This window comes from Amazonocrinis nigriterrae CENA67, assembly GCF_016056305.1.
Lineage (GTDB): Bacteria > Cyanobacteriota > Cyanobacteriia > Cyanobacteriales > Nostocaceae > Amazonocrinis > Amazonocrinis nigriterrae.
In genome coordinates this window covers 18,986-43,503 of record NZ_JAECZC010000048.1, presented here as the reverse complement: position 1 = coordinate 43,503, position 24,518 = coordinate 18,986, and the positions used below count along the sequence as shown (strand labels likewise).

Annotated in this window: 25 protein-coding genes and 2 pseudogenes; 9 read left to right on the top strand and 18 right to left on the bottom strand. The window is 41.0% G+C overall.

The features are described from left to right. Positions 1 to 55 precede the first annotated feature (55 nt). From I8748_RS20955 to I8748_RS20945, 3 genes are all read right to left on the bottom strand, one after another. The gene (locus I8748_RS20955) at positions 56 to 862 is read right to left on the bottom strand and encodes a hypothetical protein (RefSeq protein WP_404800340.1); all 807 of its coding nucleotides are present in this window, start codon (positions 860 to 862) and stop codon (positions 56 to 58) included. Beyond that, complete coding sequence (locus tag I8748_RS20950; RefSeq protein ID WP_198126489.1) at positions 832 to 2,169, bottom strand: P-loop NTPase fold protein; 1,338 nt, start codon at positions 2,167 to 2,169, stop codon at positions 832 to 834. Before I8748_RS20950 ends, I8748_RS20955 begins: the two co-directional genes overlap by 31 nt. A gap of 609 nt (positions 2,170 to 2,778) precedes the next feature. Beyond that, positions 2,779 to 2,991 (bottom strand): hypothetical protein, encoded by a 213-nt coding sequence (locus I8748_RS20945; protein WP_198126488.1) that lies wholly within the window; start codon positions 2,989 to 2,991, stop codon positions 2,779 to 2,781. 621 nt (positions 2,992 to 3,612) lie between these two features. Here I8748_RS20945 and I8748_RS20940 point away from each other — a divergent pair. The 3 genes and pseudogenes from I8748_RS20940 to I8748_RS20930 all read left to right on the top strand — a co-directional run. Next, positions 3,613 to 3,750 carry a hypothetical protein gene (locus tag I8748_RS20940; RefSeq protein WP_198126487.1) on the top strand — a complete coding sequence of 46 codons (138 nt, stop codon included), beginning with the start codon at positions 3,613 to 3,615 and terminating at the stop codon, positions 3,748 to 3,750. 260 nt (positions 3,751 to 4,010) lie between these two features. Continuing rightward, entirely contained in the window at positions 4,011 to 4,805 is a 795-nt protein-coding gene (gene tatC / locus I8748_RS20935) for a twin-arginine translocase subunit TatC (protein WP_198126486.1), read from the top strand. Further along, positions 4,802 to 4,933, top strand: a pseudogene (locus I8748_RS20930) (tRNA-binding protein); the annotation flags it as partial. The gene tatC and the pseudogene I8748_RS20930, both read left to right, overlap by 4 nt. A gap of 169 nt (positions 4,934 to 5,102) precedes the next feature. Here I8748_RS20930 and I8748_RS36485 read toward each other — a convergent pair. The 12 genes and pseudogenes from I8748_RS36485 to I8748_RS20875 form a co-directional block, all read right to left on the bottom strand. Beyond that, positions 5,103 to 5,711, bottom strand: coding sequence for a glutathione S-transferase family protein (locus I8748_RS36485; protein WP_198126485.1), 609 nt, complete (start codon positions 5,709 to 5,711; stop codon positions 5,103 to 5,105). Between the two features lie 27 nt (positions 5,712 to 5,738). Continuing rightward, positions 5,739 to 6,728, bottom strand: coding sequence for a cupin domain-containing protein (locus I8748_RS20920; RefSeq protein WP_198126484.1), 990 nt, complete (start codon positions 6,726 to 6,728; stop codon positions 5,739 to 5,741). A 35-nt stretch (positions 6,729 to 6,763) separates the two neighbouring features. Next, positions 6,764 to 7,966, bottom strand: a complete 1,203-nt coding sequence (locus tag I8748_RS20915; RefSeq protein WP_198126483.1) for a 4-hydroxybenzoate 3-monooxygenase — start codon at positions 7,964 to 7,966, stop codon at positions 6,764 to 6,766. A gap of 23 nt (positions 7,967 to 7,989) precedes the next feature. Continuing rightward, on the bottom strand, positions 7,990 to 9,072 hold the full coding sequence (locus I8748_RS20910) for an SGNH/GDSL hydrolase family protein (RefSeq protein WP_198126482.1): 1,083 nt from the start codon (positions 9,070 to 9,072) through the stop codon (positions 7,990 to 7,992). A 557-nt stretch (positions 9,073 to 9,629) separates the two neighbouring features. Continuing rightward, positions 9,630 to 11,351, bottom strand: a complete 1,722-nt coding sequence (locus I8748_RS20905; protein ID WP_198126481.1) for an NAD(P)/FAD-dependent oxidoreductase — start codon at positions 11,349 to 11,351, stop codon at positions 9,630 to 9,632. Between the two features lie 28 nt (positions 11,352 to 11,379). Then, a complete protein-coding gene (locus tag I8748_RS20900) occupies positions 11,380 to 13,953 on the bottom strand; it encodes a condensation domain-containing protein (RefSeq protein WP_198126480.1) in 2,574 nt (857 codons plus the stop codon). Positions 13,954 to 13,994: 41 nt separating this feature from the next. After that, positions 13,995 to 14,246: an acyl carrier protein gene (locus tag I8748_RS20895; RefSeq protein ID WP_198126479.1), complete on the bottom strand. Its 252-nt coding sequence runs from the start codon at positions 14,244 to 14,246 to the stop codon at positions 13,995 to 13,997. A gap of 38 nt (positions 14,247 to 14,284) precedes the next feature. After that, positions 14,285 to 15,823 (bottom strand): class I adenylate-forming enzyme family protein, encoded by a 1,539-nt coding sequence (locus I8748_RS20890; protein ID WP_198126478.1) that lies wholly within the window; start codon positions 15,821 to 15,823, stop codon positions 14,285 to 14,287. 24 nt (positions 15,824 to 15,847) lie between these two features. Further along, positions 15,848 to 16,429, bottom strand: a complete 582-nt coding sequence (locus I8748_RS20885) for a chorismate--pyruvate lyase family protein (protein WP_198126477.1) — start codon at positions 16,427 to 16,429, stop codon at positions 15,848 to 15,850. A gap of 803 nt (positions 16,430 to 17,232) precedes the next feature. Beyond that, on the bottom strand, positions 17,233 to 17,385 hold the full coding sequence (locus I8748_RS20880) for a hypothetical protein (protein ID WP_198126476.1): 153 nt from the start codon (positions 17,383 to 17,385) through the stop codon (positions 17,233 to 17,235). Between the two features lie 91 nt (positions 17,386 to 17,476). Then, positions 17,477 to 17,906, bottom strand: a pseudogene (locus I8748_RS36480) (IS982 family transposase); the annotation flags it as partial. A gap of 308 nt (positions 17,907 to 18,214) precedes the next feature. After that, a complete protein-coding gene (locus tag I8748_RS20875) occupies positions 18,215 to 18,523 on the bottom strand; it encodes a DUF3067 family protein (protein WP_096557315.1) in 309 nt (102 codons plus the stop codon). A gap of 228 nt (positions 18,524 to 18,751) precedes the next feature. On the opposite strand from I8748_RS20875, the gene petC reads away from it, so the two are divergent. The 6 genes from petC (at position 18,752) to I8748_RS20845 (ending at position 22,159) form a co-directional block, all read left to right on the top strand. Continuing rightward, positions 18,752 to 19,291, top strand: a complete 540-nt coding sequence (petC, locus tag I8748_RS20870; protein WP_198126475.1) for a cytochrome b6-f complex iron-sulfur subunit — start codon at positions 18,752 to 18,754, stop codon at positions 19,289 to 19,291. A 157-nt stretch (positions 19,292 to 19,448) separates the two neighbouring features. Then, complete coding sequence (gene petA / locus I8748_RS20865; RefSeq protein ID WP_198126474.1) at positions 19,449 to 20,450, top strand: cytochrome f; 1,002 nt, start codon at positions 19,449 to 19,451, stop codon at positions 20,448 to 20,450. Positions 20,451 to 20,555: 105 nt separating this feature from the next. Next, positions 20,556 to 20,879: a hypothetical protein gene (locus I8748_RS20860; protein WP_198126473.1), complete on the top strand. Its 324-nt coding sequence runs from the start codon at positions 20,556 to 20,558 to the stop codon at positions 20,877 to 20,879. Continuing rightward, positions 20,876 to 21,343 carry a type II toxin-antitoxin system YhaV family toxin gene (locus tag I8748_RS20855; protein ID WP_198126472.1) on the top strand — a complete coding sequence of 156 codons (468 nt, stop codon included), beginning with the start codon at positions 20,876 to 20,878 and terminating at the stop codon, positions 21,341 to 21,343. The genes I8748_RS20860 and I8748_RS20855 overlap by 4 nt, the downstream gene beginning before the upstream one ends. A gap of 46 nt (positions 21,344 to 21,389) precedes the next feature. Continuing rightward, complete coding sequence (locus I8748_RS20850; protein WP_198126471.1) at positions 21,390 to 21,728, top strand: cupin domain-containing protein; 339 nt, start codon at positions 21,390 to 21,392, stop codon at positions 21,726 to 21,728. 203 nt (positions 21,729 to 21,931) lie between these two features. Next, a complete protein-coding gene (locus I8748_RS20845; RefSeq protein ID WP_198126470.1) occupies positions 21,932 to 22,159 on the top strand; it encodes a photosystem II protein, Psb35-related in 228 nt (75 codons plus the stop codon). A gap of 98 nt (positions 22,160 to 22,257) precedes the next feature. Here I8748_RS20845 and I8748_RS20840 read toward each other — a convergent pair whose 3' ends face one another. From I8748_RS20840 to I8748_RS20830, 3 genes are all read right to left on the bottom strand, one after another. Beyond that, entirely contained in the window at positions 22,258 to 22,455 is a 198-nt protein-coding gene (locus I8748_RS20840; RefSeq protein WP_198126469.1) for a DUF6887 family protein, read from the bottom strand. Then, positions 22,439 to 22,630: a DUF6888 family protein gene (locus I8748_RS20835; protein ID WP_404800341.1), complete on the bottom strand. Its 192-nt coding sequence runs from the start codon at positions 22,628 to 22,630 to the stop codon at positions 22,439 to 22,441. The genes I8748_RS20840 and I8748_RS20835 overlap by 17 nt, the downstream gene beginning before the upstream one ends. A 230-nt stretch (positions 22,631 to 22,860) precedes the next feature. Next, a complete protein-coding gene (locus I8748_RS20830) occupies positions 22,861 to 24,450 on the bottom strand; it encodes a glycoside hydrolase family 57 protein (RefSeq protein ID WP_198126467.1) in 1,590 nt (529 codons plus the stop codon). Positions 24,451 to 24,518 lie beyond the last annotated feature (68 nt).

Here is a 24,518-nt window from a genome sequence, read left to right as displayed (position 1 = left end):
AGTTTTGCAACATATGCAAGAGTGGGAAGATTTGCAAATTGTTGCTCAAAAATCTTTAGAGTTGCATCAAACTTATGGCAGTCAAATTCAACTTGCTTGTGACTACGGTTTTCTGGCTCAAGTGGCTTAAAGCGATATTGATGCGGTCACTCACATAATTATCTAGACCGAAAACAAATTTTAAACTAGCGTGTAATTCTGGCTCTAAAGTAATACCACGCTCTTGCAATTCTTTAATGGCAAACTGGAGTTCATCGTTATGCTGCCAAACTTGTTCGAGAGTAGAATAATTGTCTAAATTTTCCGGTTCTTGGTGTTGTGCAGCATCCTTTGGTAAAACTGTGGCAAACAAAGAGTCAGTTTCCTGTTGCAAAAATTGCAGCAGTTGGGGAGTAGTCATTTCAAACCGAATTGGTGTAGCCGCCCAACTAGCAAAATCTGGTGCAAAACGTACCACTTTTTGCAAGACTTCTTCATTCACCCACAAAACGAAAGCAAAGGGGTGAGTTTTGCGAAATTCATCACGAATATGATTAATTGAACTGAGTAAATCGTCAATTGCCTCCACAGCCTCTAAACCCAAAACCATCAAGGCTGAGGGTGGTTTTTCCTCAGTCACTAGTTGTAAATGGATGTTGAGATAAAGACTTCTAGCATTGCGGGGCAAAACCACTTTTTGTAGATGTTCTGCTTGTAATATTTCTGCGAGTCTTTGCAACATTTCCTCTTGCAAAACTCGATAATTACAACATGCCAAAACCAGAGAAAATTGACCGCTGGAGAGAGAAATTGCCCTCCCCAAACTCTGTAGAGCGCGTTCATTAGCTGCTCTTATATCTGCTTGTGGGTGTCGTTCAACCATGATCTAAATTTTGGCGTTTCTTCTAAAACTGGGTTGACGGCAAACCAAGCTCCCTGGCGATCGCGATATTCAAACACAAATAAACTCCGCAACAGGGTATGGTATTCGATATCACCTCGGACTCTTTGCTGTTGCACCACCTGAAAAATTAATTCCCATTCTTCAGGGTCAATGGCATTAGCTCGATAGTCCCGCTGTCTTTGGATGACTAATTCAATACACTCCCGGTCAAATGGCGGGTCTTGTTCCCGCAGACAGTCAAACAGCAACCCTAGCAAATCACGCACATGACCACCACTAATCAGGCATAACCGATCTAAGGTTTCCAAATTATCAAACACTTCTGTAATTAAGCTTAAGCGATCGCTAGCCAAAATGTCAGGAAAAGCTCTGGCCAACACCATTTGTCGCATTAATTCCAGCCCTTCGGTAAAAACCTCGCCAGAACGCAAACGCACAGGTATCATCGGTAAAACTTTGGGCGCGACTCCACCCCCCAAGCGATGTTGTAGTTCGGCGCTATCGTTGGAGAAAGTCAGAGCCAGGGGAATAGTGTAAACTATATGACAATCAAGTTTGCGTAACTGTTCACCCCGCTCGATAAACAAGTATTCTGGTAGCGATCGCCCTGATGGTAAAGGCCGAATTGCTACTCGATCCAAGTTATCAACAATTACTACTAAGCCTTTTTTACCCAAAGCTTTCAGTTCTTGGTTAGCACGTTCTAGCAGTTCAGTATTAATCGACTGCAAAATATTTTGGGTGCGTGGTTCTAAATAATCTCTTAATCTGCGCCGCAATTGTGGACTTTCTTTGGTCTTAGCGGTAATTTTACCAATGCCCACAGACAATTCTGCTTCTAAACCAAGTTCAATTGGCGTTTGCAGAAAATCAACCACCTCAGCAAACAACTTAGTAAAGTAGCGGGGTTTGAGGCGGATTTTCATCGCTTCTAAACTTTCGCTGACTTGACCCGCGATGGCCAATAAAATATCAGTCACATCCACATCTGCCATTTCTAAGACATGGGTAGACTCAAAGTAGACTACATGAAATTGCTGCTCCTCTAACTCGGCTTGCAGTCGTAATAATTCCGTTGATTTTCCACAACCGAGATGCCCTGTAAATAGCTGACAAGTTGGTGCATCCGGCGATATCCTAGTAATAGTACGCTGCAAAGCCTCAATGATTTTGCCACCCCGCACCGCAGCAAAATCGATATAGTACTGGCGATCGCTAGCATTTCCCACCATTAGAGGTCTGCTTGGATTACAAGCCTGATAAAATCTTGCTAAATCTAGGATCATAACTAATCGAATTCACTCAATAGGGGGAAAGATGAAATCTGCTGAATTAATATATTTATTTTCTGAAATTTATGCTTTAGTCTAGGTTCATTACCATTAACTTACTAATAAAATTAGCAGCATTCAGGATGATTTATCCTAGATTATGCGTTTTTTTAGGTACATAGTAATACAGCCATTTATGAAATAACGTGAGTTCGACAAGTGCTGTTTTGACCTCTCCCCCAACCCCTCTCCTACGAGGAAAGGGGAGTAAAATCGTAATTTTTTCGTTTATCCTCCCTTGCCTTTTAGGAGAGGGAGGTTGGAAGGGAGAGGTTCATCGAACTGACGTTAAATAAGCAAGAATACTACTATGAGAATTAGCAAAAAATCTTGATATAAAACAAGTTACTGTTATGAATATTAAAAATATCCAGCAGATAAAAAGGTACTGTGAAGTACAATTTTGCAATGTTGTTGACTATCGAGTAATTTTCTATGGTCAGAGTTAAAACTTACAGTTCTAATCAGCTTCAGTTCCAATACTAAATTGGATTTAAAGTATTACAATTTCTGCTCCCCCGCTCCCTCTGCTCCTCTGCTCCCCTGCTCCCCCGCTTCCCCGCCCTATTCCCTACAAGTGCGATCGCGCAGGCAATCTGGTAGTTGGTCATCTCTAGCAGCTATTTGCCACGGCGTTATGCGTGAGTGAGCATTTGTGCCGTGGATAATTAGCCCACTTGCTATAGGGTTTTGATGTTGAAAAAATGGTATTATATTACAGGTATTGTGTAAATAAACAGGCAATGCCATCAGACCAATCAAAATAGTCCTATTCATACAAACCTCAGCAAACAATTTGCGATCGCGCCATACAGACGCAACCTTAATAAACTAAAGTTGAAAAACTGAGCATTGTATGTTGATATTGCGTCAATTTACTCAATGCTACTACTGAAACTGACGTGAGTTATCAAATATCAGTTCCACCCTTTTTTGGGGATAGGCATAGCCTACAAGATAGCCTCCCACTAACTTATGCACAATGACACCCTAAAAATCAGGACAAAAATCTCCCCCAGCAGCTAAAAACCTGTGATTAGCAGAAGATTCAGAAAAAGTTAAGCAAATGAAGGGAGTGTAGGGCATAGGGTGTGGGGTGTGGGGAACCCCATGATTAAAAAATGAATATTCCACTAATTAACCCAGAACAACCAGGAGATTTAGACGAAAGGTTAGACATATAGCTGTCGGCAGTAGTGTTAGGACATCAACAGATGATAAAACCTAGACACAAAAAGACTTTTCACCCAGTCCCTAGTCCCCAGCTATATGTGTTAACTCCTTAATTTCTCTTTTCAATCTGTTTCTATATTGTGATTTGATGCTTTTGGGTTAAACAGAAAGCAATATTTTTTCATACTAAATGTAAAAGTTGTATGGTAAGATGCAACACTAAAAATGAATGTATCTACTACCATGAGTCAACCAGCAATTATCGAAGCTTTTGTGGAGCTGAGAGACTCCCGTCGCCGTGCTGGTCAACGTTATACCCTACCATTGTATCTAGACTTATTTACCCTGGCGATCGCGGCTTGATTTTAGAACCTTGTGAAGTTGATGCGAAAAGTAATGAAATAAAAGCTCTACCGATTTGGATTCAAAAAACTACTGCCTTTCATCCCTATACTTCGCTTCGCTGCGTATGGGGTCTTCCCAGCAAAGTTGATAAAAAGAATCACTCCTAACAACTAACAACTAACCATCACCCCTAATTTGATGTTTCAATGGATAAGTTGTATCTTGCTCGCTGCTTCCCCAGATAAAATAGTTAACAAATGTTGCCTTATAGCTGACTCATGACGCCTTCACAAGATGTAGACGCTGTAACCACTCCTGATATCGACCTGGAAGGATACGGCAACTCAGAAATTGATCCTCTCGATGAGTTACCAGGAGAGGTCGAAATGTCCCTTTTCGACCACCTAGAAGAGTTGCGACAGCGGATTTTTTATTCTCTCATTGCTGTAGCAGTGTGTGTTATTGGCTGTTTTTTTGCCGTTAAACAAATTGTGCAGCTACTAGAAGTCCCGGCCCAAGGAGTAAAATTTCTCCAACTTGCTCCTGGAGAATATTTCTTTGTCTCTATTAAAGTTGCAGGCTACACCGGCATAGTACTTTCTAGTCCGTTCATACTTTACCAAATTATCCAGTTCGTTCTTCCTGGGCTGACTCGCCGTGAACGCCGCTTACTAGGGCCTGTAGTTTTGGGGTCGAGTGTGCTGTTTGTTGCTGGGTTAGTATTTGCCTACTTGCTCCTAATTCCTGCGGCTTTGAAATTTTTCATCAGCTATGGAGCAGATGTAGTAGAACAACTGTGGTCGATTGACAAATATTTTGAATTTGTGTTGCTGTTGTTATTTAGTACTGGCTTAGCATTTCAAATACCTGTAATTCAACTTTTATTAGGTAATTTGGGAATTGTTTCTTCTCAAAAAATGCTAGCTGGTTGGCGTTTTGTGATTATGGGCGCAGTGGTTTTGGGAGCGATTCTCACACCTTCTACTGACCCCCTCACCCAAAGTCTTTTAGCGGGTGCAGTACTGGGACTGTACTTTGGTGGTATTGGTTTGGTTAAGCTTACAGGCAAATGACACAAATCAGTGATAACGACTTTGAGAAAGTTGAAATTCTTGTTGGCAAAGTGATTGAGGTTGAATATTTCCCCCAAGCACGAAAACCAGCTGACAAATTGTGGATAGACTTTGGCGATATACATATACATGAGTAGGGGTGTATAACCAATTACCCGAACTTGATATAATTACGAATTACCAATTGGTATTAGGGGTTGAGCCGAGACAAGAAAATGGGTATCCAACGATGGCTACCCATATGAATCCATAAGTTATGAAAAAAATGCTAATTGAACAATTCTTTCTCGGAAAATTTTACATTGGCAAAGGTGCCGGAATCGTAATTCCTTTAGCTACAGCAGGACGAGCTGCAATGCGCTCATACCAAGCGGCTAAGCTAGGATACTGCTCAAAACTAAAACCCATACGCTTAGCTGTGTGTATCCAGCCAAAATGAGCAATATCAACGACCGAATATTCATCACACAGATAATCTCGTTTTTTGAGCCGTCCCTCTAAAACACCATAAAGTCGCTCACTTTCCTTGGTGTAACGTTCAATTGCATAAGATATTTTTTCGGGAGCAAAAAATGTAAAATGCGCTCTTTGCCCAAACATCGGCCCAATATTAGCCGCTTGGAAAAAGAGCCATTGAATCGCTTCCCATCGATTTGTCGAAATTAATTTGCCAGTTTTATCAGCTAAATAGAGCAGAATTGCACAAGACTCAAAAATAGTCTGACCCGTTTCGTGATCGACAATTACTGGAATTTTAGCATTTGGGTTCAAAGCTAAAAATTCATCTTTGAACTGTTCTCCTTGGCGAACATTCACGACCTTAACGTTGTAGGGGAGATTCAGTTCTTCTAGACAAATCGAAATCTTGTAACCATTGGGAGTATTTTCTGTGTATAGGTCAATCATAAGCAACTGCTGTTATCTTAATGATAACTATGAATTGAAGATATGTGAGTTAGATTTATTCTGTGAATTCGATTTTTGCTGATGGGCAAGCTTGAAACCAAGCCATAAAGCACCCAAAGACAATAATCCATAGGTTAAAGAACCTTCAGGGACTGAAGTAGCACTATTAAAAGTAGCCTGATTTTGTAAAAGTCCAAGGTATGCTCCATTCGTTGGAGATTTCAAAAGCAGATCTAGCGATGGACTTCCTAGAGGAATAGACAAGTCTAGCGTCTTTAGACTTTCGCCAATGCCAAAGTTGACCAAAATATCCGTGATGTCTCCCACTTGTAAAGTAACGCCCACTGCTTCACTGGGATCTCCAGTACGGATAATAGTGACTCCTGTATCAGAACTAAATTGAGAAGACGCAAAAACAAACGTACTGGGAAATTCTAATCCATACTTTGCTCCCGCCACTAGAAGTTTTTCAGGCAAAAAAGAGGGTGGATTGATCGGATCGGTGACAGGCTGACCAACCTCAGTAAAGAAATTTTCGATTCCCGAAGGCTCATAGAATAGAAGCATCCTCACGGGCGTATCAGTCAAGTTTCTAAAAGTGTGCAAGTGACCTTGCGGCCCGTAGAGCAAACTACCTGTACTCCCCGCGATTACTTCATCGTCCATCTGAAATGAGGGATTTCCATCAACAACATAAAACCACTCAGCTTCTCGATTGTGGATGTGTAAAGGAGGGCCTACATTAGGTGGAACATACAAATCAAACAGTGAGTACTGTCCGTTTGTATCCGCACCGGTTTTTAAATAGGTATTGCGTCCCCCAGCAACCCAAAACTGTGTCTTGTTTGGATCGAGAGGGTCAGGTAAAGTCCCCGCTTCCGCCAGATGAATATACTCCATCAAATCATCTGGAATGGGGGGAAGATCATCAAAAGTATGCGCTTGAACTTGAGAGTTCATCGCAACTGTAAATAGTAAAGAACTTGCAATACCTAATCCAAAAACATTTCCTTTCATAGTTTAATGTGTATGTAAAGAAGTTGATTTGATTATTAAACAATACCAACGTAGTTACGGGCAAAGTTTTTAGCAAATGTTATTGAAGTTCTTAATTGCGCCAATTTGGAAGCACTCAATTTATATAGAAAACGCACATCTTCAGGGTTACTTCCTTCAGGTAAATGCACCATGTTTAACAAACTATAAGAAAATTCCTGGGCACGCCAAATGTAAGGTAGACGAATTTCTGAGTAGCGATCCAAATAAGAAAGCTCATGGCTTTCCAGGTAATAACCAATTAAAGTTTCTGCCAACACAGCTGCATCTTGTACCGCTAGGTTTAACCCTTTGCCACCCATTGGCGTGATGATGTGAGCAGCATCACCTGCCAGGAGTAATCGTTGATAACGAAGCGGTTCAATGACATAGTTGCGTAAGACCATAATTTGCTTTTGGATGATCTTGCCTTGTTTTAGTATCCATTCTGGTTTAGCCAACCGCTGACGCAAGCTTGCCCAGACCCGTTGATCTGACCAGTCTGCCAATTGATCATCAGCAGAAATTTGCAAGTAATAGCGAGAAATGTGACTATTACGTCGCATGTAAGCAGCAAAGCCTTCAGGATGTATACCATAAAGCGTATGGGAGGATGCAGGGGGAGCAGCGGCTAAAATAGCTAGCCAACGATAGCCGTACTCCTTGGTATAAACCTTGGCAGCGTTAGCAGGAACGGATTGACGGGCTAATCCGTGATAACCATCACATCCAGCAACAAAATCAGCGTTAATCTTGAGTGTTGTGTTAGTATCTTTGTTTTCACACTCAACTATAATCCTATCATCAGTTTGAGTGAGCTGAATTCCTTCATGGTGAAAGAGAATTTGACCACCGGCATCGATATATTTTTGAATGAGATCTTCGTTGAGATCACTTTGGGGATAAAAGTAATGTACATCACCGTCGCTGAGCTTACCATATTCCAAGACAAAGCTATCATCGGGATAACGAAATTCACAGCGATCGTGTGGATATCCTTTGAGCAGAATCGTATCAGCTAATCCGTGTTTTTTGAGGAGAGCGATCGTTGTACTTTCAATTGCGCCTGCTCTTCCTCTGGCGTAAATTTCTTCTCGATTGTAGCGATCAATTACTATGCAATCAATGCCATTCTGTAGCAAGATATTGCCTAGTACGATGCCCGCCGGGCCTGACCCTAAAATACAAACAGATGTTTTTATTGCTGTTTCGTCATTCATGCTTTAAACCCTCTTTGTTGATTTCAGCAATATTTCAGTTTCCGCAAGACTGTTACAGCCAGACCAAAGACTAAAACATAGCCCAAAAGTGATATCTCAGGTTCAGGAACAGATCGAGTCGCTTGGACGATCTCTAACACCTCTGGAACTGACGTAATCGCTTTAGCAGCCTCGTCAGCAATCAAGTCATGTCCAAGAGTTGTCGGATGAATGATGTTCCAGAACAGATAAGGATCTGGATTCGTCGTGCCAGAGGTCAAGAAATCATCCGTTACATTGCTAAAGCCATATTTAGCCGGCTCGGCAATGATGTCATCAAACAGAGAAGAGACATCAAGATTAATAATGTTGACCTTTTTCGATTGCTCCAGACCAATCAAAGCCTCGGACAAAGCCTGATTGTGTTCTTGACTAACCTTGGTTAATCTCTCCTTGACATCAGAAGAACTCTGTCGAGCTAGAGGCAGCGTTCCCAAGTCAAACAGATTTGGTACCAGAAAATTTTTTGCTCCAATAGCAGCTAACTTGTTGATCGATGTCTCCAAGTTATGCACCGTCGTCTCTACATCGGTTGAAGCAAAACCCACATAGTCATTACTTCCACCCCAGATCACGTAAAGTGCGTTCGGGTCTGCACTTGATGTCTGCGCTACAAAAGTATCGATAGTTGTCTGAATACCTGGTAATGGGTCGTAAGAGATAGGAACAGGCTTGCCAGGATTATTCGGGTCAAGAAAATTCAGAATATTCTGTGTTCCAGCTGATGCTCCCCCTACTGCAAAATTGTAAGCAGGATTTGCTGTTATTGACAGTTTCTCAGCTAGAGTTTCTATCCAAATTTTACCATTAGAGAAACGTCCTTGATAATTAGGAAAGTCGGGAAATATACCTTTCGTTAATGCAAAAACATTGCCAGTATCCGAAAAGCTATCACCAAAGACATAGAAGTCACTGAATAGAGAACGGGGGCTACGTCCTTCAAATTGACCGAACTTGACATAATGATCCAATGCACTACTTACTTGTCCGCTAGCTATAGCATTGGCTACATCTGGGTTGTGGTTAAGGTAGTATTGTTGGTCAAAAATCTCATTAAGACTTACCATAATTCACCATTTTTGAAGGACTGTTGATCTGTCTAGTAACTAGAGTATTGCCTACCTCTGGATTGGGGTTTATTCGTGAGAGGTTAAGACTATATTTTATTTGTCAAGAAACAATAATTAGGCTGGAAATCGGGGTTGAAAACACAATTTTTAGGCAAGCGATGCCCAAGGGCAAACTGCTACTGTTTGAGAAGGACTTCGTTGAACGCGTCTAGGCTAAATTTTGATACACCTATTTTATTATTGCCCTATCAGTTTAGTACAAGAGTTAACTTATGAAGTTAACTGCATACATTAAGTTTTTATAAATTTCCAGCAAAATTACTAATTGACAAAATTAATGGTGTTTTAATGTCTCACAAATAGTTGTGGTAGAGGTAATATTCTGGGTCAAAAATCTTTAGGACTTACGCAAATAGCACACTAAATATAAATTAGAATTGTCAACAATCCACAATCAATAATCAAGCTTTTTTAGATTATTAACCCCTTCGGGGTGAGGCTTCTTCTCCGAAGGGGAGACACTACGCGAATATCGCTAACGCTTCAGTTGTGACTTAAACAGCAGCCAGTTCTTTAACGGTAGTATTAAATCGAATCTGTTTACGCAGTTGTTCGGTCATTGGACGCAAATCGCGCGGTTGCGTGGTGGGTCGGAATAGTCCATCAGCTTCCCAGCGTTCGGGGTCTAAACTAATTGCCCAGGCATTTAACCAAAGATCTGGGGGAAACTTGGCTAATTGCTCCGGCATTGTATCTTCGATAGCAAAGCGGAAGATCACTTGAACGAATTCTTCAAATCGTTCGATACTGGCGATATGATCGTCTATTAACTCTTGTTCGGTTTTATCAGCCTTTAGATTGCGAGTGCGTAATTCACTGACAAAAGGAATTGTCAAATAATCTATAAACTCAAAGGAAGCGCGTCGCTGGGACTTGGCAATCCAATCACGGAAAAATTGGCTCATCCGGTTGGATAAGAGGAAAAATTGTCCAGTTCCTTTGCGAACTTTGGCTCTTTTACTTGGCTCAAGAAACAGAGAATTGAACATTAACGGCGCACTAAAAGCCCATGCCGATAAAACATCCCACAAGAATTTCATAGACATCACTGTCTGATTACCGAAACACAGATAGGTAGCGTGAATATTGGCCGTTACACTTTCGTTATATGAGATGAGAAAACGATTGGCCTCATCGACGATTTTGGGAGTCAGTTGACCCTGACGATCAAGTTCAACCATCTGGGTAATCAAGGAATTACCAAAACCAATTAAATCAGTACCAGGAGAATAGAAGGGGTCAGCAAATACACCAGCCACGCCAACACAAGCCCAGCGATCGCTAGAAAAAATCTGCTCTGATGAGTAAGTATATTCAGGCAATTTCATGAAATCTACAGGTTGTTGCTTTCTTAGTTGGTTAGCTACGGCAGGTTCATATTTTTCTAACCACTGAAATGCTTTTTCATAGGTATGGTAGGTACTAAAAGGATGAACGTCTTCATTGGTAACAATTCCCAGACTGGTAAATCCCGTTGATAAAGGAATAATCCAAACCCAATAGCCTTCACCACACAAATGATTCGTCGAAAAATAGCGGATTTGATTTGGAACTCGCTCATGCCATTCTCTCTCGGTCTGAGGCACAAAATCATCAACATCAAAACGGCCTTCTACGCGGAACCATACAGCACTAAAGTTGGTTTCAAAGGGCTTACATAAATTCAATTTCTTTTGCAAAATTCGACGGCGACCTGTGGAGTCAACAATCCAACGCGCTTGAATTGTGCGATTGGTTTTATCAGAACCATGGGTATAAATTACTTCATGTAATTGCTCTGATTCAGAAGCTAATTTGATATCTTTGATCAGACAGCCTTCAAGTAACTCAATCCCTGCTTCTTCATTGAATTGACGTAAATCATTCTCTAGCAAACCTCTATCAACTTGATAAGAGTTTGGCTGATGAAATTCTGAAAGTCCAATCTCAGGGCGCTGATGAAATGGGCCAGTTGTATCACCTAAAAAATAACGAAAGCCCAGTTTATGAAAGTGATGTGCTTCAAAGTAATCCGTTAGCTGGAGAACTTGAGACAGATAAAAAGCACCTACTTCAACTGTTGATTCCCCGACTTTAAAACCTGCTTCTGGAAGAGGACGAGCTAGCCTGTCTAACATGACAATGGAAATATCAGGCATTTTCAGCTTTAATTGGCGTGCTAAAGTTAAACCTGCTAAACCGGAACCGCAAATGGCAACATCATAAATCTTCGTCATTGGAGTAAACCTTTATCTTGGATAATTACTAACAATTTGTTTGTGCTTGATTGAGGCAAGCTTTTAATTTTTCAGCTAAAACTTGCACATGAGGCTCTAGAAACAGGGAAAAATGATCGCCGGGAACATCATGAATTTGTAATCCTGTACTGGCTAGTCCACTCCAACCATGTTGAGGATCTCTACTCGACCAGTCTTCAGGAGTCGGTAAATACAACTTGTTAAAAGTAGATGGCTCACTAGCTCGAAACAGTGTCACCCGACCGGGATAAACTTTTGGGGTATAACCTTTTTTGGCTTGCATGTTAGCTTCTGCCACTAATGCTCTTGAGTCAGCCTGGTTCAGAGAATGCCCTAAATTTAAATAAAGCTGACTCATCATGACTTGTCGTCGCTGTAACAGTTCCCTGATTTCTTGCCACAGCGATTTCGATAGACCGAGTTGCCAAAGATAAGGCCAGTAGTGCTGTTGCCGGAATGAGAGCCGAGGAAAACAGCCTCGACCAAAAGTATCAAACATCACCAATGCAGCAACCGTCTGACCTTGTTGTTGAAGTTGCTGCGCCATCTCAAAAGCAACTATTCCCCCCATCGAGTTACCCCCCAGGAAATAAGGGCCTTCTGGCTGAATAGTGCGGATTTCTTGGATGTAGTGGGCAGCCATATCTTCTATCCGAAAATGCGGAGCTTGTTTGCCGTCGAGTCCCCGGGACTGTAAGCCATAAAAGGGTTGTTCAGAGCCAAGATAGTGGGCCAAGCCCCGCAAGTTTAAAACACTGCCTTGTTGGCCATGGATACAAAAGAAAGGCGGTTTGTGACCGTTTGGTTGCAGAGGGACTAAGGAAGACCAAGATGCCGCGGCTTCTTGTTTTAGTAGTTTTGCCAACTGCTCTACCGTCGGTGCTTGAAGTAAGGTTGTCAGGGGTAGAGTTTGACCGAAAGTCTCTTCAATGCGAGCAAACAACGTCATTCCTAGTAACGATTGTCCACCCAACTCAAAGAAGTTATCTTTTACACCAATTGATGGGATGTTTAACACCTCACTCCAAAGCTGAGTTAGTTTTAGTTCCACAGCATTTTGAGGAGCGATATAAACTTTTTCCGGTTGGGAATTTTCCTGCTTTGCTCTTTTTTGATGTAACTGTTGTTGTTCAGTTTCAGTCAACGGCAACAAGGATGAAAGCGACTGCTCAGGATTGGTGACAATGTTTTCCAGAATCGTCTGAAAATGTTGTAGCATCTGCTGAATTGTTGTCGCTTCAAACAAATCGGTGTTGTATTTGAAAACCGCTGTTAGGGTTCCCGCTTCTTCGATGAGATACAGATATAAGTCAAAATCGGCTGTTCCGGTATCTACATCAAGATTTTTCACCGTTAAACCAGGTAGTTCTAGCTGATGGATCGTCGTATTTTGCAGAGCAAACATCACTTGAGAAAGTGGTGCTTGCAGCAAATTGAGCGATCGCAACAACTGCTGAACAGGCAAATCTTGGTAAGCATAGGCTCCTGAAGCCACCTGACTGACTCGACCTAAAAACTCTCGAAAGGTGGGATTACCAGAAAGATCAGTTTTTAAAATCAGTAAGTTGACAAAGTAACCCATTAACCCTTTGATCTCTTTGCGAGTCCGGTTAGCTGTGGGACTGCAAACAAAGAGTTGTTCTTGCTCGGTGTAACGATGCAATAGCACGTTGAAAGCTGCCAACAGGGTCACGAATAAAGTTACTTTTTCCTGACGGCTCAAGGTTTTGAGGGCTTGGCTTAATGCCTTCGGTAGTTTCACCTTTTGTGAGGCACTACGACAGGTTGGCGTGGCGGGTCGAGGGTGGTCAATTGGTAGCTGTAATTCTTGCAGGTTGCTGCCTAGTTGCTGTTTCCAATAATTCAATAGAATTTGTAAGAAATCTCCCTGCAACCATTGCCGTTGCCAAGCGGCAAAATCTGCGTACTGAATAGGCAGTTCAGGTAGTGGAGAAGATAAGCCTTGGGAGAAAGCTTCGTAAAGGGCTGCTAATTCTTGAAAGAGAACGCCTTTTGACCAAGCATCAACAGCGATATGATGAACCGTTAGCAAAAGGATATGTTCTTCACGCTCAAGCTGGATGAGAGTCCCTCGTATCAGAGGTACATCTTGCAAGTCAAAAGGTTGCTGAATATCTTCTTTCACCTGTTGCATTGCCTTAGCTTCCCGCTGCATTACTGGTAATTGTTGTAAATCAATCACCGTCAAGGGTAAAGGAACAGGTGGATGAATCAACTGAATGGGTTTCCCTTCGACCCAGCTAAAGGTGGTTCGCAAGGCTTCATGGCGGCAAAGAATTTCGTTGAGGCTTTTTTCTAGAATCTGATGGTTAAGAAAGCCAGTAATCCGAAAAGTAAGGGCAATGTTATAAGCCGAGGCCTTGGTGGATTCTAACTGATGGAGGAACCACAGACGTTCTTGGGAAAACGAGAGTGGAAGAAACTCTTGACGAGAAACCCGAACCAATGGCGGTGCTTGATTCTGCCAACTGATAACGGTCTGGATGGCTTGCCACAGGTTTTGTTTTGCAGTCTGGCTGATGGCTTCTTTTTGCGAGACAGGTTCAAGTTGACCAACCATAAATTTTCATTTCCACAAGATTAAATCAAGGGCCAGGAAGCTCAAAAGCTTTTCTTTTGCTCGACCATCGCCGCAATTGTTACAATGTTTTGAAAATTCTCGAAACTAATTTCATTAGGCTCTAGCTGAATATCAAAGACATCTTGTAGATTAGCAACGAGAGTCATGGCGTTAATGGAATCAAGACCCAAGTTGAAAATATCCACATGATCTTGTAAATCCTCTGAAGTTATATCAGGAATAATTTCTAAAATTACGCTGATGATTTGTTGTTTAGTGTTGCTTGCAGTCATGATCATTGTTTTGCTACCTTTGTCTAAGTGTTTGCGGACTAAACTAATTCTTTTCTAAGAATCTTACCTAAAGGACTTTTAGGAATTTCTGAACGGAATTCCAGAATTTTAGGAATTTTAAATTCTGCCATTTGCGTTTTACAGAAAGAAATAATTTCTGAATTGTCACAGGTTTCTTGTGGCTTCTTGACTAGAACTGCTTTAATGAGTTCTCCTGCATATTCGCCTTTGACCCCTACAACCACTGCTTCTTGAATTTTGGGGTGCTTCATCAGAATTTCCTCAATTTCGAGGGAATCAACTTTGCGACCACCTGTATCAATCAAGAGTTTTTTTCTACCGGTTACATAAAGCCGTCCAGTGTGATCTTTTTTTCCTAAATCCCCTGTTAAGAAACAACTGTCTTTAAAAGATTGCTGATTCAATTCAGGCTGATTTACATAACCACTGGTTAGAGACAAGCTTTTGATCATAATTTCTCCAATCATGCCATCTGGTAGTTCATTCTCTGATTCATCGATAATTTTGATTTCGACATTCATTAAAGGGAAACCAACAGAAGTCCAAGTTTGTAGAGGATATATATCTGAATTAATCGCAACAGCCCCTGCTTCTGTACAGCCATAAAGCTGTCTAATAGGCTGGTTAAAGCGGGCTAAAAATTTGTCAAAAATCTCCTCAGATAAGAAATTTCCAGCTGAAAAACACAATCTCAAGCTAGATAGATCAAAACTTTGATCAGCAGGAGTTTCGGCCATTGTGTTAAAGATATAGGGAACACCTGGAAAAATGGTGATTTTTTCAGTTTTGATCAATTCCAAAATTCTCGGACGGCGGAAGACAAAGGGAACCTCAACAGGTGTGCCATCTTTTTGTAAAACAGGTTCAAGAATGACGAGGGTTGCACCATTACAAGTAGCAGCTAGTAAACAATTACCTAACCCATGTGAGTGGTACAGAGGAACAGCACATAAAATTTTATCGTTTGCAGAAATTTGAGTTGTTTGAGCAAAGTTTTTGGCCTCATGATATAAGTTGTCTTGGGTGCGGCAAATTCGCTTCGGTTTTCCTGTCGAACCAGATGAATACTGATAAAGGAAATTTCCTCTAAAAACTTCATTTGACTGCCTTGTGACACTGGTTGTTTCTTTGGTTACTAAGTCATAAAAGAAGTGTGTCCCAGAAACCACACGATCCACAACAATAATTTCAATCTCTTGATTCAGTTTGGCGATTGCTTGAGTACAAATTTCTAGCCGCTTATAATCGGTAATGATGGCTTTTACCTGACTATCCGCGATACAGTAGCTTAATTCTTCCTCTTTAAACAGATGATTTAAGGGAAGAATAATAGCATTTAACTGACCGATGGCATAAAAGCTAAAGACAAATTCTGGACAGTTTGGCAGAACAACAGCGATACAGTTACCTTTTGTTATTCCTAAATTGCTTAATCCTTGACTCAATCTCTCAACATTCGTGTCAAGTTCTTGATAACTAATCTTTAATTTGTCATAAACTATCGCTGTTTTTTTAGGAAATTTTTCTACCGTTTTTTGAAACAGTTGAAATAACATCTTAACTCCTCAATATTTACTTATTTAAAACTGCCGTGTAAAATAGTTCTCAGGGAATTTTTCAGTAATCATCATAGTGTAATTCCCATGAGAAATCACACAATATGTCCTAAATAGTAGGTTTTCTTTAGGATCGATATCAAAATAATGTCCTAATTCTTGAGCAGGTATTTTACCTGTTTCGAGAGTTTCTTTGAAAATCTCAACCTTGTTTTCAAGCCAAATTTTACCAATGGGTTTTTGAGTATTTAATAGACTTTCTCTCATTTGTTCATCAAGCCTTTCCAAAGCAATTATTGACTCTGCATATACATAATTGCGTCCACTAATACCACCTCTTAAGAGAATTTTTCGCTCCAGGACTTTTGCACCTTCATTAAGCTGCATTGGCTGAAGTTTATCATTTAATGTCATAATGTTCTCTGACACCTTTTTCACCTTAATTGATTCACTTGTATATATTTCGATCAAATCGGTAATTGTGCCATTATTTGTTAGTAGAATTCTTTGAAAAATACTTAATACAATGGGGTCAATATAGCATTTCTGTGAAAATGATACATTTCGATTAGAGTTGGGGATTATTACAGCCGTTTTACCGTTCATCTTTATTCCTCTTTAAGGTTATTACTATTTATATGCATATAGAAAGCTATTATCGACAACTGACACTAAGTATTATTGTCAGTTGAAATAGCTGCTTGTCTATTGCAGAGTTTTTAACTGAACTACTCAATTAGCCTCAAATCAGTGCCAAATTTCATTATGAAATACACTTAAAGCGTTCCAAAGAGAACTGAATATGTATTTACCTTTGTACAAAAAATGAAGTGTTTTGGGCTTGAATTAGTAAGTCTATTGATTATTCATTTCTAGTTTGGAGTTTTACGCCAAGACTAATTTTTTCGTTACATTACTTTACAAATACTCGAAGTAGCAAAGTTAATACAAGCTGCCTTGTGATGGCTGAAACTTTTGCTAAATAAGGGTTGTAACAGTAAAAAAATTGTGATTTCAACCAAAGAAAACGCAAAAAAGCTGATTTTTGCTGTGTCAGTTGAACTTGAAGTTAATACTGTTCAGGAAATTTATTTTGAATTTTCACGGAAAGTACTGAAACTAGATCAGGGCTGGGGAGTAGGGGGTTTTTAAGCCTAGATATTCAAAAATCAGGCAGTAGAGAGGATAATTTGAGAGACATGATATTGTAAAGTGAAGCTCGACCAATGCAAGCGGTAAAAACTACCTTGGGGTAATAGAAGAGGATTCAGAACAGCAGCCTGAGTCACAAAAATTAACGACGAAAACAACTTAAACAACGATGGAGGACAGTATTTTTCAAATTGCGTCGTGCAACATAAGCTTGTAGTAGTTCATCTAAACTACCAATTGGTATACGGTACTGATTGCTAATACAGTAAAGCGATCGCTACTTTGTGGAAGCATATGCTGCCAATGCTAGGCGTTCTTCTTCCTTGACAATAGCTAGACTGCAAACAAACTTCGTAAACTAACTCATAGTTGCGTTCTCCTACTGAAGTTAGTTTGCAAGTTTCACTCAACTTATACAACCCAAATTAAGGAACTTAACAAACTTAATAACTAAGTTAAAAATTTTGGCTCTTCATTACTTATTATGCTAAATATGTATGTAAATAAGCTTGAAACCCTTACTAGACAATAATAACAGCTGTTTATATTAACGTTGATGGAAGTAGAATCAATAAAACTAATCCCAGTAATTTATACTGTGCGCGTATGCAAAAAACAACACAATAGCATCAAGCACCACGGCATCAACTTGACAAATCGCGTGTAGCTGACTAAATTTGGAAATGCACTATGCCAACGAGAGCAGTACGTGCAGCTTATAGAACTCCTTAAATGTCCGGTAGCCTGAGCCATGAAAAGCGATGGCGATAGTTATAACCTCGCTCATGTGCATCCTGGAGCTACTACGGCGTTCACCGCTCATTGATGGCAGCTGAGGTACTTGTTCCCAGATCTTCTGCCATCGCTTACAGAAATCATCTACGTCGCATAAAATTTGTGTAATGTCCAGGCGAGATAAAATTTTAGACATGACCGAGACCCTCATTTTTGTTAGATATTCGTAAGTCTCGGCTTTTTTTGTGACTATTTTACCGATTTTCCATCAATCGAGTCCGATCGCGCTGCTCAAGCCCAGTTATGCAAATCCGCAGATAGCAAGCTTTTTGCCTTTTTCGCTCCCGTCGAACTCACGTTTACTTACGCCTGATGTGAATTAAAAAACCTCTCATACCGTAAGGATTTTGATAACTGCCCAAAATCATAGTTTTGGAATGACCAACGAAATTGCAAGGATTTCAACACTTAATTCACATTAAACGTAACTTCAGTACAGGCAAGTCATAATATCCATTCAGAAGAGCGTTCACCTAAGTCTAAAGGTATGCTGACAGCTTTGCCGAGTCGGGGGCGATCGCGCGTTTGTGTAATAAATGTTTGTACCTGGACTGCCCCACCCAACGCATGAAGATAGTTAGCAACGCTGTCAAGATGGGCTTGGTACTCCTCCTCACTTAAGGGAAAAGAAGCTTGCTCTAGATACTTCCACATGATTTGTAAAAATATCTTGCCTTGTGTACGCCTAAACTGCACATCGTATGAATATCCCCATTTGTCAAGTAATAGCTTGCGTAATTCCTGTCCTGTCATAGCTTTTCTCGATTAGATTTTACATTTAGTTATGATGTTAAGTTCCGTAACTCAAGTATGATAGGGATATAAAGAAATGTAATGCTAACAGAAAGGATGCTAAAAGAATCTTGGAACAGAGAAGTTTAGCATCGTTACAGGCGTTAGCATTTCGACTCGACAGGAGTTGATCAAGTATTGCTACTCTTGTCAGAATGCTTAACAAAATACACAAAAAGCGCGTAGATTATGGCTCAATTTTCTGAATCAGCAGACGTGCCCGATATGGGGCGTCGTCAGTTCATGAATCTGCTCACTTTTGGGACTGTGACTGGAGTAGCCCTGGGTGCATTGTATCCCGTTGTCAATTACTTTATTCCACCTGCTAGCGGTGGCGCTGGTGGTGGGACAACAGCAAAAGACGAGCTAGGCAACGATGTCAGCGTCAGTAAATTTCTAGAAAGCCACAACCCAGGCGATCGCTCCCTAGTTCAAGGACTAAAGGGCGACCCAACCTACATTGTGGTAGAAAGCAAAGAGGCAATTGCCGATTACGGCATTAACGCTATCTGTACTCACTTAGGTTGTGTTGTACCTTGGAATGTGGCTGAAAACAAGTTTAAATGCCCTTGTCACGGTTCCCAATACGATGCAACTGGTAAGGTTGTTAGGGGGCCAGCACCACTGTCTTTGGCTTTAGCCCATGCCAATGTCAACGACGACAAAATCGTCTTAACTCCTTGGACTGAAACCGATTTTCGTACAGGCGAAGCACCTTGGTGGGCTTAATAATTTTGTCCTTGGTTATTTGTCCTTTGTCGTTTGTCCTTTATCCAGAGTTAACTAATGACTCTTTACAAATGACCATTGACTAATGACTAATGACTAATGACTAATGACTAATGACTAATGACCAATTCATCAGAGAATCGTTGTCCTTATTGAGATGAGTAATGCTTTTACAACAGCGAGGTTAACTCGCAGTGCTAGGGCGATGGTAAAAACATTGCTCGTAGCGATCGCTACCGTGACATTTTTCTTCACCAGCGATCTAGCTCTTCCCCAAGCTGCTGCTGCCTATCCTTTTTGGGCACAGGCAACCTACCCTGAAACTCCCCGTGAACCTACCGGACGGATTGTTTGTGCGAACTGCCACCTAGCAGCCAAACCTACAGAAGTGGAAGTTCCCCAATCAGTGCTGCCTGACACTGTATTTAAAGCTGTAGTGAAAATTCCCTACGATACCAGCGTGCAGCAGGTTGGTGCTGATGGTTCAAAAACTGGCTTGAACGTAGGTGCTGTGCTGATGTTGCCAGAAGGCTTCAAGATTGCACCAGAAGACCGCATTCCTGAAGAACTCAAAGAAGAAATCGGCGACACTTACTTCCAAACCTACAGAGAAGACAAAGAAAACGTCGTCATCGTCGGGCCTCTACCTGGTGAACAATATCAGGAAATCGTCTTTCCAGTTCTTTCTCCTAACCCCGCAACTGACAAAAACATCCACTTTGGCAAATATGCAGTTCACGTAGGTGGAAACCGCGGACGCGGACAAGTTTATCCAACTGGTGAAAAGAGCAACAACACAGTTTACACCGCTTCTGCAACTGGCACTATCACCAAGATTGGCAAAGAGGAAGATGAAGACGGTAACGTTAAATATGTCCTGAGCATCAAAACCGAATCTGGTGAAGTAGTCACCGATACAATTCCTTTAGGCCCAGAATTGATTGTTTCTGAAGGACAAGCAGTAAAATCTGGTGATGCTTTGACCAATAACCCCAACGTCGGCGGTTTCGGTCAAGACGATGGAGAAATTGTATTGCAAGACCCATCTAGAGTTCAATGGTTGATTGCATTCATCGCCTTGGTAATGCTGGCTCAAGTAATGCTAGTACTGAAGAAAAAGCAAGTTGAAAAAGTTCAAGCTGCTGAAATGAATTTCTAAAATCTCTGTCAAATTATTACTTAATAAGACAGGCGCGACGCCTGTCTTTTTTTATTTTTATATTATGTTATAACAATAGTTATAACATAAAATCTAGATATTCTAATGGCTGACAAAATTTATCCTATAACTCATGCAAAAGTTGGGAACCAAGACGGCTTTCGCTTACCCCGTGCATTCTCCAAGGACTACCCTCATTTAGCCAATGCTTCAGGCTACATTGAAGTATTATCTGAGAATACATTTTTAGTTCGCCTAGAAACTGATAATGCTGATGAAGCTGATGAAGCTGAAAGTATTATGATGAGCCTTTTTCTTGACTTTTTAATTAAAGATGCTATACAAAATCCATCTGAGCTTGTTGCTTATACCCAAGAAATGAGTGATGAAATGGATGATTTACTGACTGATGTAGTTATAGACCAATGACTGCATTCAATTGTAATGGATGGCAAATTTTTTTCTACCCATTGTTTAATGAGCAATGGGTAGAATTGCGTAATAGAGTTCGGATTTTAAAAAACGATTTACCAAAACAAGAATTTATTCAACATCCCGATGCAAAGTTATTAAAAGCCTTGAATATTGGCATTAAAGAAAAGATTACTCAAGACCCCTTTACTTCTTACTTTGTTTTACAAAAACCTTTGCAAAAGTACGGTCGTCTCAAAAAAATGGGGCTAACTGAACGATATCGATTATTTTTTAGAGCGTTTAGAGAACAAAAAATTATTATTATTCTTTGGTTAGGTTATCCTCGAAAAGAAGGCGATAAAAAAGATTGCTATCAATTTTTTACAAAAAAAGTTGAAAATGGAGAGTTGCCTGATAGTATAAATGACCTGCGTGCAGAATGTGAGTTAGATGATTCTGGTGATAATAACGAAGATTAAATAGATTAGACACTGCGAAGATAGCTCAAATATAAGTATAAATTTAATGATTAATAAAGAGACTGCCGAGCATTATCTATGGGGTAATAATTGTCATGGTTGGTATCTTGTTAAACAACCACATTTGAGTGTAATTCAAGAACTGATGCCACCAGGAACATTTGAAGTCAGACATTATCACCTGCGATCGCGCCAATTTTTTTTTATTTTATCTGGAAAAGCAACATTAGAAATTAATGGTTTGCGGCAAGTGCTTTCTCAACACCAAGGCGTAGAAGTTTCGCCTAATGTTCCTCACCAGATATTCAATGAAGGGGACTGTGATTTAGAATTTTTGGTGATTTCTCAACCGCCTAGTCATGGCGATCGGATTCTGATTAGTTAGCTCTGTTACCCTTCTCCCAAGGGGAGAAGGAGCGTCACCCCGAAGGGGTCATCAGTCATCAGTTATCATCACTCAATTGTCTTGAGTGTGGAATACCCTACCTATGCCATCGGTATGCACACCTTCTGATGATTTGCAAGTTTTAGTGCAAAAACGTTAAATTTATTTACATAAAGTTATAAAAATTAAAACCGAGGTTTGCAATGACTATCTTAATTGCATTATTAGTTGTAGGTTGGGTAGCTGTTTCAGTTTTAGGTTCTCTAGCTTACTTTCTGGGAGAGCAAAGCAAGCCTATCCACGAGCGCAACTGGCGTTCTGATTCCTTTGAAAAATTGGCTAAGTCCATTACTGGTAGAGACATAGATTATAGCGATCGCACTCCTGCCTATGCTATGGATGCTTATGCTAGCCGCACTCTGCCCCAATAACTGGTTACTAGCATGTCGATAAAAATAACCCCCAGTAGCGTTACTGGGGGTTTTGCTTTTGGGGGTATGAGCTTAATATCCAGAAATAGACAATCACTTCAAAGTTCACCATTAAGCTTACGCCTGATAATTTCCATCTGTGCTTGCATATCGGCTTCTGTTAAAGGAGTGGGATACTTTGGAGAGTTAGGATCACGTTTACTCATCAGAAAACGTAGAGCTTCAATATCTTCGCGGTTTTCGATGACATAAGCTCTTAATTCTGTAAAACTCATTTGCTCATAATTCGGGTTCATTGACAAACTCCCATTCGCCATTGGGATACACAATAATTTGAAGTTCATCCGCAGCAAGGATATAAACTTCCCCTGTTCTGTCATCAAATCGAAATAAACGGATGTCTTTGTATAGATTTGACAACATTTGACAAACCCGTACACAGCTTAAGGCTTGCTCTGTTGTTGGTAAAATAAATGCTCCTCACTCCTAATATAGAACTTACGCCAAATATTTCTCAAACTCTTACTTCTCCCTTCGGGTGACGCTCGCAAGCTCGCTAACGCTGCGCTAACGCAGTCGCCTGCGGAGGGAAACCCTCCCGCAGCGCTGTCTCACTGTGTTCTCCGCGCCTGGAGTGGTTCGTTATTCCATAACTTATGCCTAAGTTTTAAAATATCAGGTGGGCATTGCCCACCCTACAACTACAACGGACGGTACACCCGATAGTTGATTTCGGGGAAGATATTATCCATCAATTCAACTTTTTCTAGCCAGCCGCTATCGACTTTACCGATTTTAATGTCTTCGTAGAGCTTGTTAAAACGCATCAAGTGCGATCGCGTCCGTCGAACAGCATAAGGTACCATTGTGCCTGTCCGCATAATAAACGCCCAGTCAGAAGATTGCGCCAACAGTAATTCTCGCGCCGCTTGGTTAAGCGATCGCAACTGCAATTCATCCTCTGGTTCCCGCGTTGATATCTCAATCATGCGTTCTGCGGCTTTGTGCAAATGTGGGTAAATCCAAGCATTGGTTTCATTCAACCAATACTCATGGAAACCTTTGTAACCCCAACTCGATTGAGAAGGATGGCAGACTTGCTGTGTAGGTTCTGCCCGTAAATAATCAGCCAAATGGGTCATTGTATAAGTTCCTTGGTCATACCATGATTTGCGGAACAGGTAATCAATAAACCAAGGGCCTTCATACCACCAATGCCCGAATAACTCTGCATCGTAGGGCGAAACAATAATCGGCCGACGCTGCATTATACCATACAAGTGTTCAGATTGCCGCTCACGATTATACATAAAGTTAGCAGCATGTTCTGCTGCCTTTTCCCTTGCCCAATAAGGATCGTAGAGTGCCTTATCAGCAAGTCCTAAACCACGCCCTGTAATTTTGTGATACTTAATCCCCGTATTTTTACGTTGACCATTGGGCATGATGTAGGGCTTGATATACTCATATTCTGCTTCCCAGCCCAAATCTTTGTAAAATTCCCGATATTCTGGTGCGCCAGGATAGCCTACTTCAGAAGACCACACCTGCTGAGAAGATTCATGATCTCGACCAAAAGCAGCAACACCTGTTTCTGTAAAAATTGGGGCATAAGTACCAAAGCGTGGACGAGGGCGGGCGTAAAGGATTCCGTGCCCATCAGTGAGGAAGTAGCGCAACCCAGCATCCGCCAGCATCCGCTCTAAACCTTCATAGTAAGCGCATTCTGGTAACCAAATGCCTCTGGGTGGTTGTCCAAAGGTTTGCTCGTAGTGTTCGCAAGCTACTTGAATTTGTGCCCACACAGCTTGTGGATACATTTTCATCAGCGGTAAGTAGCCGTGGGTAGCACCGCAAGTAATAATTTCCAGATTATTGGTGTCTTGGAACTGCTTAAAAGCCGTTACCAAATCACCTTGGTAGCTTTCCCATATCTGACGTGCTTCATTAAACTCAGTAGCATAATGTTCCGCTAAATAACGAATATGACCGTTGTGGGCATTATGCTCGACTTCCAGTTCTGTAAGTTCTTCTAATTTGGCTAAGTGGGCGTCATAGCGTTCTTGCAGCAGCGGATCACGGAGCATCGACACTAAAGGAGGTGTCATACTCATCGTGATTTTAAAGTCGATGCCGTCTCGCTTTAAGCCTTCAAATACTTTTAATAAAGGAATGTATGTTTCAGTGATAGCTTCATAGAGCCATTCTTCCTCCAGCACATAATCACTTTCTGGGTGACGGACGAAGGGCAGATGTGCATGGAGTACGAGCGCAACGTAGCCAATAGCCATAATAATTCTGGGGTGGTACTTGTGAGTTGAAGGTCGAGGAGTGTGGCAGAAATTAACAATATTTTAAG

What these genes read in the sequence shown, in the direction of transcription:
- I8748_RS20955 (WP_404800340.1), bottom strand. Translation starts at nt 862, where the DNA reads ATGGTTGAACGACACCCACAAGCAGATATAAGAGCAGCTAATGAACGC.
- I8748_RS20950 (WP_198126489.1), bottom strand. Translation starts at nt 2,169, where the DNA reads ATGATCCTAGATTTAGCAAGATTTTATCAGGCTTGTAATCCAAGCAGA.
- I8748_RS20945 (WP_198126488.1), bottom strand. Translation starts at nt 2,991, where the DNA reads ATGAATAGGACTATTTTGATTGGTCTGATGGCATTGCCTGTTTATTTA.
- I8748_RS20940 (WP_198126487.1), top strand. Translation starts at nt 3,613, where the DNA reads ATGAATGTATCTACTACCATGAGTCAACCAGCAATTATCGAAGCTTTT.
- tatC (WP_198126486.1), top strand. Translation starts at nt 4,011, where the DNA reads ATGACGCCTTCACAAGATGTAGACGCTGTAACCACTCCTGATATCGAC.
- I8748_RS36485 (WP_198126485.1), bottom strand. Translation starts at nt 5,711, where the DNA reads ATGATTGACCTATACACAGAAAATACTCCCAATGGTTACAAGATTTCG.
- I8748_RS20920 (WP_198126484.1), bottom strand. Translation starts at nt 6,728, where the DNA reads ATGAAAGGAAATGTTTTTGGATTAGGTATTGCAAGTTCTTTACTATTT.
- I8748_RS20915 (WP_198126483.1), bottom strand. Translation starts at nt 7,966, where the DNA reads ATGAATGACGAAACAGCAATAAAAACATCTGTTTGTATTTTAGGGTCA.
- I8748_RS20910 (WP_198126482.1), bottom strand. Translation starts at nt 9,072, where the DNA reads ATGGTAAGTCTTAATGAGATTTTTGACCAACAATACTACCTTAACCAC.
- I8748_RS20905 (WP_198126481.1), bottom strand. Translation starts at nt 11,351, where the DNA reads ATGACGAAGATTTATGATGTTGCCATTTGCGGTTCCGGTTTAGCAGGT.
- I8748_RS20900 (WP_198126480.1), bottom strand. Translation starts at nt 13,953, where the DNA reads ATGGTTGGTCAACTTGAACCTGTCTCGCAAAAAGAAGCCATCAGCCAG.
- I8748_RS20895 (WP_198126479.1), bottom strand. Translation starts at nt 14,246, where the DNA reads ATGACTGCAAGCAACACTAAACAACAAATCATCAGCGTAATTTTAGAA.
- I8748_RS20890 (WP_198126478.1), bottom strand. Translation starts at nt 15,823, where the DNA reads ATGTTATTTCAACTGTTTCAAAAAACGGTAGAAAAATTTCCTAAAAAA.
- I8748_RS20885 (WP_198126477.1), bottom strand. Translation starts at nt 16,429, where the DNA reads ATGAACGGTAAAACGGCTGTAATAATCCCCAACTCTAATCGAAATGTA.
- I8748_RS20875 (WP_096557315.1), bottom strand. Translation starts at nt 18,523, where the DNA reads ATGACAGGACAGGAATTACGCAAGCTATTACTTGACAAATGGGGATAT.
- petC (WP_198126475.1), top strand. Translation starts at nt 18,752, where the DNA reads ATGGCTCAATTTTCTGAATCAGCAGACGTGCCCGATATGGGGCGTCGT.
- petA (WP_198126474.1), top strand. Translation starts at nt 19,449, where the DNA reads ATGAGTAATGCTTTTACAACAGCGAGGTTAACTCGCAGTGCTAGGGCG.
- I8748_RS20860 (WP_198126473.1), top strand. Translation starts at nt 20,556, where the DNA reads ATGGCTGACAAAATTTATCCTATAACTCATGCAAAAGTTGGGAACCAA.
- I8748_RS20855 (WP_198126472.1), top strand. Translation starts at nt 20,876, where the DNA reads ATGACTGCATTCAATTGTAATGGATGGCAAATTTTTTTCTACCCATTG.
- I8748_RS20850 (WP_198126471.1), top strand. Translation starts at nt 21,390, where the DNA reads ATGATTAATAAAGAGACTGCCGAGCATTATCTATGGGGTAATAATTGT.
- I8748_RS20845 (WP_198126470.1), top strand. Translation starts at nt 21,932, where the DNA reads ATGACTATCTTAATTGCATTATTAGTTGTAGGTTGGGTAGCTGTTTCA.
- I8748_RS20840 (WP_198126469.1), bottom strand. Translation starts at nt 22,455, where the DNA reads ATGAACCCGAATTATGAGCAAATGAGTTTTACAGAATTAAGAGCTTAT.
- I8748_RS20830 (WP_198126467.1), bottom strand. Translation starts at nt 24,450, where the DNA reads ATGGCTATTGGCTACGTTGCGCTCGTACTCCATGCACATCTGCCCTTC.